An 8,350-nucleotide genomic window follows, 5' to 3' on the forward strand; every position below is an offset into this window, starting at 1 on the left:
GAAGGCGACAGCCCACTCAAACGCAAGGTGGCCTCCACCCTGCTCGAATCGTTCCTGTTCTATTCGGGCTTCTACCTGCCGATGTACTTCTCCGCGCACGCCAAACTCACCAACACCGCCGACGTGATCCGTCTGATCATCCGCGATGAGGCCGTGCATGGCTACTACATCGGATACAAATACCAGAAAGGGCTCGAACGGGTCGGTGAAAGCAAACGAGGCGAGCTGCGCGACTACACCTACGACCTGCTCAACGAGCTATACGACAACGAGGTGGACTACACGCGCAGCCTCTACGATCCGGTCGGTTTGACGGAGGACGTCGAGAAGTTCCTGCGCTACAACGGCAACAAGGCGCTGATGAACCTCGGATATCCCGCGCTCTTCCCGCAGGAGATCTGCGACGTGAACCCGTCCATCCTCGCCGCGCTGAGTCCGAACGCCGACGAGAACCACGATTTCTTCTCCGGTTCGGGAAGCTCGTACGTCATGGGCAAATCGGTCGAGACCGATGACGACGACTGGGACTTCTGAACGATTCGCGGATCCGGAGCGGTCGGCGGTCAGCCGCGCAAATATCTGCCGGTGACGCTTTCCGGGCATGCGGCGACCCGATCCGGCGTCCCCTCGCACACGACGCGGCCGCCGGCCTCGCCGCCGCCCGGACCCATGTCGATCACATAATCCGCGTTCGCGATCACATCGAGGTCATGCTCGATCACCACCACCGTCGCGCCGGAACCCACCAACGAGTCGAACACCCGCAGCAGCACCCGCACATCCAAAGGATGCAGACCGATCGTCGGCTCGTCGAACACGAACACCGAACCGGATTGCCCACGGCCCATCTCACTGGCCAGCTTCAACCGTTGCGCCTCGCCACCGGACAACGCCGGCGTGGGTTCGCCAAGCGTCAGATACCCCAAACCCAGCCTGTGCAACGTGGCCAGCTTCGACCGCACGGGCCGCAGCGAATCCAGCAACGGCGCCACCTCATCGACGTTCATCGCCAACAGCTCCGGCAGCGAACGCGCGACGCCATCCGCGCACTCCAATCGGATGCCATCGGCCGCATCCGCATAACGCGTCCCATGACAGTCGGGACATTCGACATCGACATCGGGAAGAAACTGCACGTCCAACGAGATCGAGCCGGTGCCATCACAGGTGGCGCAACGCAAAGCACCCGTATTGTACGAGAACGCGCCGGGCTTGAGGCCGCGCTCGCGGGCACCAGGGGTCTTCGCGAACGCGCGGCGCAAATCATCGTGGATGCCGCAATACGTGGCCACGGTCGAACGTATGTTCGAACCAATGGGCGTGGCATCGATCAGCTCCGCCTTCGACACGCCATCCGCATCGATCGAACGGGCCGAAGCGGGTAACGCGGCGCCGCCAATGACCGAGCGCAACGCGGGAACCAGCGTCTCCGACACCATCGTCGTCTTCCCGGAACCGGACACGCCGGTGACTACGGTGAGCCGCCCTCGCGGAACATCCACCGACAGAGGACGCACCGTATGCACGGCGTTCGACTCCAAATGAATCCGGCCATCGGCGAACATCGCGTCCGCTTCGACCCGGGGCCGCACCCGCTCATGCACGGCGCCGCCATCACGCAGAAAAGGCGCGATCCGGGAACCGGACGCCGCCACGACATCCGCCACCGAACCCTGCGCGACCACATGGCCGCCCCCCGCGCCGGCCACCGGACCCATCTCCACCAAATGGTCCACCGAAGCGAGCACGCGCGTGTCATGGTCGACCACGACCACCGAATTGCCATCGGCCACCAGATCGCGCATCACGCCCAACAGACCATCAACATTCGCCGGATGCAAGCCGATCGACGGCTCGTCCAACACATACAGCACACCCGTGGTGCGGTTGCGCACCGAACGGGCCAACTGCACACGCTGGCGCTCACCGGTGGACAATGTCGCGCCGGCGCGGTCGAGCGACAGGTATCCCAGTCCGAGTTCCATGAGCCGTCTGGCCGTGCCCTCGAACGATTCGCAGATGGCCGAAGCCATCTGCCGCATCTCCCGCGGCAGCGAGGCCGGCACCGAACGCACCCAGCGCACCGCCTCGTCGAGCGTCATCGCAGTGGCCTGCGCCAGATCGATGCCGAGAATCCGGGGCTGGCGGGCCTGACGCGAAAGCCTCGTGCCGGAACAGTCGGGGCACGGCCCCTCGCTGAGGAACCGTGACACGCGTTTGAGGCCCTTCTCGTCCTTCGCCTTGGCGAGCGCGTTCTCCACGGTGTACACGGCGTTGTAGTAGGTGAAATCGAGCTCGGCGAGCTCATTGCCCTTCTTCGGCTTGTACAGAATGTGCTTCTTGACGGCCGGACCATTGAACACGATGTCCCGTTCGACGTCGGTCAACTGGTTGAACGGGACGTTCGTGCGCACGCCCATCGCGCCGCATACCTGCTTCATCAGGTCCCACATCAACGAGCCCCAGGGCAATACCGCGCCGTCGTCGATGCTTTTCGTCTCGTTCGGCACCAAGGACGCCCGGTCGACCGTGCGCACAATGCCCGTTCCCGAGCAGGTCGGGCACGCGCCGGCGGAATTGAACGCCAACTGCTCGGCCGACGGCGGATGCATAAGCCCGCCACAGGACGCGCATCGAATGGGCAGCTCGGCGGCGACGTTCATCGTGGGAGCGTTACGGGAGCCGCAACGCTCGCAGATATGCGAGGCGCAGCGGGAGAACAACAGGCGCAGACTGTTGAGCAATTCCGTCATCGTGCCGAACGTGGAGCGCACGCCGGGCACCGAAGGCCGTTGGTGCAAGGCGAGCGCCGCAGGCACATGCCGTATGACATCCACCTGCGCGCGGCCCGCCTGGGTGAGACGACGCCTGGTATACGTCGACAACGCCTCCAGATAACGCCTCGAACCCTCCGCATACAGCACGCCCAACGCAAGTGAACTCTTCCCCGAACCGGACACGCCGGCGATGCCGACCAGGCGATTCAACGGAATGTCGATATCGACGTTCTTGAGATTATGCACGCGCGCGCCGCGCACCTCGATACAGGACGGCAGAAAAGCACCAGATGATCGTTCCATACTTGCTACAGTACTGATGTAACGGAAAACACATGGGCGAAGGGGCGATTCATCGTGACGCTGCAACAATTGCGATACCTGATCGCGGTGGTGGAAAAAGGATCGATGACCGAAGCCGCGAAATCGCTGTTCATCTCCCAACCAAGCCTGTCCAACGCCATCAAAGAGGTCGAACGGAACATCGGGTTCCGCATATTCAACCGCGGCCGCGCGGGCGTCACCCTAACCGCCAAAGGCATGGAATTCCTCGGCTACGCGCGACGTGTCGTACAGCAGATGGACGCGCTCGAATCGAAATACGGCGATTCGCAGGACACCAAGCAACGGTTCTGCGTCTCCACGCAGCACTACACCTTCACCGCCAACGCCTTCGTCGAACTCGTGAAGGAACACGGGCACGAGAAATACGATCTCATGCTCAACGAGACGCAGACGCACCAGGTCATCGAGGACGTGCGAAGCCGATTCAGCGATTTGGGCGTCCTCTATCTCAGCCATGCGAACGAACGCGTGTTGTCGGCCGAATTCACACGCAACGACGTGGCATTTCACCAACTGTTCGCAGTGTCCCCCCATGTGTTCCTCCGCCGCGGACATCCGTTGACGGCATTGGGCAGCATCACCCTGGAGGACCTGCGCCCATACCCGAAACTCGGCTTCGTGCAGGGACGATACGAATCCACAAGCTACGCGGAAGATCCTTTCAACGACATCGAAGCGGACCGAACCATCCGCGTCAGCGACCGCGCAGCCATCGAAAACCTGATGATCGGGCTGGACGGATACACCATAGCCACGGGAATCCTGCCGAACCGACTGCACGGGGACGACATCGTCTCCCTGCCGCTCGACGCGGACGAACGCATGCGCATCGGATACATCACCAACACAGGACAGACGCTTTCCGAACTCGCATCGGCATACGTCGACAAACTCAGACAATACGGCACGAATGAAGAAACACGATGACCGCAGCGGCAAACCATAGAATCAAACTATTCAAAAGCATAAAAAATAAGAATTCTCTATGGTAAGAATCCAAAAGCACGCATGGCACGACACTCCTAGGCTTGCACAAGCCGATACAAGGAGGAACAACGTGCCCGGATACGCATTAGGCAACTTTCTCATATACGTGCTGCTCAACACGTTCACCCCAGGCCCCGGAAACATCCTCGCGCTTAACACCGCCACCAACTACGGCTGGCGCAAAGGACGTCCGCTGTACCTCGGCATCTTCACCGGATACCTGCTCATCCAGGCGCTCGCGATCTGCTTCGTGCTTGGATTGGGTTCGGTGCTGCCCAACGTGCTGCATTATCTGAAATACGTCGGCGCGGTGTATATTCTGTGGCTCGCCCTGCATATCGCCTGCAGCAAGCTCGATTCCGTGGAACGGACGCAGGGCAGGAGGGCGTCCTTCTCCATGGGGTTCCTTCCCCAGTTGGTGAATGTGAAGATTTATTTCTTCAGCATCACCGCACTGACCGGCTTCATCACCGATTACACGATGTCGCCGGCGGCCCTTTCGGGCTTCGGCGCGTTCATCGTCATGATGGGCGTGATCGCCACGACCACGTGGATCGTGCTCGGAGTGCTGCTGCAGCGCTTCTATCGCAGCCATTACCGTGTCATCAACATCGTGTTGGGATTGTCTTTGCTGGAATGCGCCTGGGCGATGCTGCATTGAGCGGCATCGGCGCCGCCCATGGCGCCGTGCGTAAGACGAAAGCCGCGCGAAGGGACGCGCGGTGGGAAAATACGAAAAACAGAAAACAGAAAGAGGAAATGGGTATGAACATCACGTACACCGATGAAAAGAAGTTCACCAAGGAGCAGACCCAGAAGCTGTTCCTTTCCGTCGGCTGGGTCTCCGGCGAATACCCCGAGCGCCTGCACAAGGCGCTGATGGGATCATCGACGGTGTTCAGCGCATGGGACGGCGACCGCCTCGTCGGTCTGGTGCGCGTGCTTGACGACACCGAGATGACCGCCTACATGCACTATGTGCTGGTGGATCCCGAATACCAGGGCCATGGCATCGCCGGCCACTTGGTGGGCATGGTCAAGGAGAAGTACCGCGACTACCTGTACATCGAGGTCATGCCGGAGGAGAGCAAGAACGCCACGTTCTACCAGATGCACGGATTCCATATCATGGAGGACGGCGTCGCCATGCAGATCTGCAATCCCGGCGAGAAGCGCTGAGCACGGCGAAGCCATGCCTTGAGGTCGGCCGGTGCCGTCTGGAAATCGGCTGGCGCATGGAATGTATGCGGCTCTGACCGCGCGACGTTCGAGAAACATGGCAAGGGGTGTCGCCCGTCCACGGATGGGCGACACCCCTTGCTGTTGAATGTTTGTGATATCCGTCAGTGCGTCTGCACGGCGGCACGCTTGCCTCGGGTGCCGAGGATGACCGCGATCATCGACACGAGGGCCACCGCATACAGGACGGTGATGATCGGAATCAGCGCGCTGTACCGATGCGCGGCGTTCGCCGCATGCGACACGACGAAGGACGCCAGCTGGTTGCCCGACAGGCCGGCGAACGCCCATGCGCTCAACGCCAGACCATTGTTTCCTCGTCCGCCTTGCGGCGAACAAGCAACAAGATAGCGAGGACGGCGATGGGGGATGCCTGCGTGTCGGAGGACTGCGTCAAACGTGAAAGTGTTGCGAATACTGAATTTCTGGCGAAATGAACATCATTGATGTTCGTTTTGGGGATAACCATGAGGAATCTCTCATGTGAGATTCGCAACGATTTTCGTCGTTCATAATCCAAAGACGCGTTTGACGAAACCCTCGTATGTGCGCCAGTAGGTCTTCGGATCCGTCGCCGAGCTTTCCATATGGCCGGCTCCGGGCACCAGCAGCCTCGTTCTGTCAAGGCTCGAGCATGCGGCGTAATTGGCATCAAGGGAGCGCGGACTGACCATGCGGTCGTCTCCTCCGTGGATGAACAGCATCGGAATGACCGTGTGCCTCAGCGAGCGTACGCACGAGGCGTCGGCGAAATCGTAGCCGGCCCGGTATTTGCAGACGAGACCCGCGGCGTCCACGCATATCGCGGCAAGAAACCTCGGCAGATGGAACATGCCGCGGGCGGCGTCGATGAACTCCGAACGGGCCGATGCGTAGCCGCTTTCCGCTACCGCGGCGACCACATTGCGGGGAAGGCGCGGATCGCCCGCCGCCATCATCACCGTGGACGCTCCCATGGAGCCTCCGTACAGCAATATCCGCGCCTGTTCGTCGCCGGCGACGATCGCGTGGATCCAGCCGAGCAGGTCGTTGCGCTCCAGCCAACCCATGCCGACGTACCGTCCCTCGCTCGAGGCCTGCGCGCGCTGCGACGGCACGAGCACGGTGAATCCCATCCGGGCCAGCCGATGCGCCCATTTCGCCATTTCCTCGGGCGCTCCCGTGTAGCCATGCATGCAGATCGCATAGATGTGCGGCTCCGGGTCGACGCAATCAGGGTCGAAGATCCAGCCGCGCAGACGCAGCCCGTCGCCGCTGGTGATGGCGATGGGCTGCTTGGCCTGATCGAACCATTCCATCGCTCCGCCGGCCTCGCCCGCGCGCATTTTCTCATCGCGCTCCGGCGCGATGGCCGCCTGATGGAAAATCGAATGTTTCCATTGCGTGTCGATGGCGAAGCGGAACAGGAGATTTGCCGACGCGGATAGGGCGGCGAGGCCCACCGTGGTGGCGGCCGCGGCCGTCAGGCAGATGTTGCGGACGATTGCTGAGTTGCGTTGCGTCATTGCTGTCTCGATTTCCCCGATTATTGTCGTTTGCCTGCCACGCGTGGCCGTTGCCATGATTGTACTTGCCTGATCAGGATTCCGCCGACGGCTGGCGTGGCTTTCCGTAGATTCGTGCCGTGTCTTCGCGCGGGCCGCTTTGTCCGGGGCGCGTCTATAATTGATTTCCGTTGTCTTGGCGAGGGAAGCGTGCGCTTCCGTAATCGACTCGGCGTGTGATCTGCAAACTCCTCGAGGGTTTCCTCACGGCTCGTTGATGCGCCGAAACAAAAAAGAACGAAACACTTAAGGAGATATAGCTATGGCTACCACCATCACCCTTGAAGGCGCTGCCCGTACCGAGTTCGGCAAGGGCGCCGCCCGCCGCATGCGCGTCGCGCACCTCATTCCGGCAACCGTGTACGCTGGCGGTGAGAAGCCGGCCTTCGTGCAGCTGCCGCAGAAGGAGACCACTCTGGCTCTGCGTCACACCAACGCTTTGTTCACCATCAAGTTCGGTGACGAGACCAAGATGGCCGTCGTCAAGGACGTCCAGCGCAACCCGGTGAAGCGCATCGTCGAGCACGTCGACTTCTACGAGGTCAAGGCCGGCGAGAAGATCGACGTCGAGGTGCCGGTGTTCGTCGAAGGCACCCCGAAGGGCGCCGCCGTCGCATTCGTCGACATCCAGGAGCTCAAGGTCCGCGCCGATGTCGCCAACCTGCCGGAGAGGATCGTCGTCAACGTCGACGGTCTCACCGATGGCTCCAAGGTCTTCGCCAAGGACGTCGTCCTGCCTGAGGGCGCCGAGCTCGATGTCGAGGATCCGGAAGAGTCCGTCGTCACCGTCGAGATTCCGGAAGACGCCGCTCCGGCTGAGGAAGCCGCCGCTCCGGCCGCCGACGCCGATGCCGCTCCGGCCGCCGACGCCGAGTGAATCCACGCGAACTAGCGTGATCGGGCGGATTGCTCCGCTCGCATGATGAAGGGCCCGCATACGTTTCGATGTATGCGGGCCCTTGCTTTTCCAATGGATTTCCCGGTCATCTCATATCGCGAACGCTCGTTATCGATTCCGTTTATGGTGTGAGAGAGTACTAACCAGAACCGGTGCCACAAGCGCTGGAATCCAAACAACCGCATGCCGCCTGAGGGCGGCCGATGCAACAAGAAGAAGTTAAGAATGACTGAACAGAATCATCACGATCCGGCAGGGCTCGACAAGCTCACCGAAAAGTTCACCGTGCTCCCGAACGAAAACCCGGCATCCGACGCCAAGCGTGCCGAACTCATCGACAAGCCGGCATTCGGTCAGGTCTTCTCCGACAACATGGCCCACATGACCTGGACCAAGGGCGAAGGCTGGTCCGACCGCCGTGTCGAGCCTTATGCGCCGCTGAAGATGGATCCGGGCGCATCCGTGCTGCATTATGCGCAGGAATGCTTCGAGGGCCTGAAGGCATACCGTCACGCGGACGGTTCCACTTGGCTGTTCCGTCCGGACGCGAACGCCGAGCG

General features: G+C 61.3%; 8 protein-coding genes and 2 pseudogenes. 6 read left to right on the forward strand and 4 right to left on the reverse strand.

All coding sequences use genetic code 11. The annotated features are described in order from the left end of the window. On the forward strand, positions 1-534 hold a 534-nt coding region (locus tag B3C64_RS05940), incomplete at its 5' end, for a ribonucleotide-diphosphate reductase subunit beta (protein WP_291534398.1). 29 nt (positions 535-563) lie between these two features. Here B3C64_RS05940 and B3C64_RS05945 read toward each other — a convergent pair. Next, positions 564-3,080 (reverse strand): excinuclease ABC subunit A, encoded by a 2,517-nt coding sequence (locus tag B3C64_RS05945; RefSeq protein ID WP_291534399.1) that lies wholly within the window; start codon positions 3,078-3,080, stop codon positions 564-566. A 54-nt stretch (positions 3,081-3,134) separates the two neighbouring features. On the opposite strand from B3C64_RS05945, the gene B3C64_RS05950 reads away from it, so the two are divergent. From B3C64_RS05950 to B3C64_RS05960, 3 genes are all read left to right on the forward strand, one after another. Continuing rightward, the gene (locus B3C64_RS05950; protein WP_291534400.1) at positions 3,135-4,049 is read left to right on the forward strand and encodes a LysR family transcriptional regulator; all 915 of its coding nucleotides are present in this window, start codon (positions 3,135-3,137) and stop codon (positions 4,047-4,049) included. 130 nt (positions 4,050-4,179) lie between these two features. Next, positions 4,180-4,770, forward strand: coding sequence for a LysE family transporter (locus B3C64_RS05955; RefSeq protein WP_291534402.1), 591 nt, complete (start codon positions 4,180-4,182; stop codon positions 4,768-4,770). A 104-nt stretch (positions 4,771-4,874) separates the two neighbouring features. Then, the gene (locus B3C64_RS05960) at positions 4,875-5,288 is read left to right on the forward strand and encodes a GNAT family N-acetyltransferase (RefSeq protein ID WP_291534403.1); all 414 of its coding nucleotides are present in this window, start codon (positions 4,875-4,877) and stop codon (positions 5,286-5,288) included. A 164-nt stretch (positions 5,289-5,452) separates the two neighbouring features. Here B3C64_RS05960 and B3C64_RS05965 read toward each other — a convergent pair. From B3C64_RS05965 to B3C64_RS05975, 3 genes and pseudogenes are all read right to left on the reverse strand, one after another. Then, positions 5,453-5,659: pseudogene (locus B3C64_RS05965) on the reverse strand (MFS transporter); the annotation flags it as partial. Further along, on the reverse strand, positions 5,644-5,817 hold the full coding sequence (locus tag B3C64_RS05970) for a hypothetical protein (protein WP_291534405.1): 174 nt from the start codon (positions 5,815-5,817) through the stop codon (positions 5,644-5,646). The pseudogene B3C64_RS05965 and the gene B3C64_RS05970, both read right to left, overlap by 16 nt. 40 nt (positions 5,818-5,857) lie before the next feature. Beyond that, positions 5,858-6,853: an alpha/beta hydrolase gene (locus B3C64_RS05975; RefSeq protein WP_291534407.1), complete on the reverse strand. Its 996-nt coding sequence runs from the start codon at positions 6,851-6,853 to the stop codon at positions 5,858-5,860. A 301-nt stretch (positions 6,854-7,154) separates the two neighbouring features. On the opposite strand from B3C64_RS05975, the gene B3C64_RS05980 reads away from it, so the two are divergent. Together B3C64_RS05980 and B3C64_RS05985 are read left to right on the forward strand one after the other, a co-directional pair. Further along, a complete protein-coding gene (locus tag B3C64_RS05980; RefSeq protein WP_291534409.1) occupies positions 7,155-7,769 on the forward strand; it encodes a 50S ribosomal protein L25/general stress protein Ctc in 615 nt (204 codons plus the stop codon). Positions 7,770-8,015: 246 nt separating this feature from the next. After that, a pseudogene (locus B3C64_RS05985) lies at positions 8,016-8,350 on the forward strand (branched chain amino acid aminotransferase); the annotation flags it as partial.

Origin of the sequence: Bifidobacterium sp. UBA6881, assembly GCA_002451435.1 — a bacterium.
Taxonomy (GTDB): Bacteria; Actinomycetota; Actinomycetes; order Actinomycetales; family Bifidobacteriaceae; genus Bifidobacterium.

Excerpts from the sequence above, each read along its gene's own strand:
- B3C64_RS05960 (WP_291534403.1), top strand. The coding sequence starts at position 4,875 with ATGAACATCACGTACACCGATGAAAAGAAGTTCACCAAGGAGCAGACC.
- B3C64_RS05980 (WP_291534409.1), top strand. The coding sequence starts at position 7,155 with ATGGCTACCACCATCACCCTTGAAGGCGCTGCCCGTACCGAGTTCGGC.
- B3C64_RS05945 (WP_291534399.1), bottom strand. The coding sequence starts at position 3,080 with ATGGAACGATCATCTGGTGCTTTTCTGCCGTCCTGTATCGAGGTGCGC.
- B3C64_RS05970 (WP_291534405.1), bottom strand. The coding sequence starts at position 5,817 with ATGGTTATCCCCAAAACGAACATCAATGATGTTCATTTCGCCAGAAAT.
- B3C64_RS05975 (WP_291534407.1), bottom strand. The coding sequence starts at position 6,853 with ATGACGCAACGCAACTCAGCAATCGTCCGCAACATCTGCCTGACGGCC.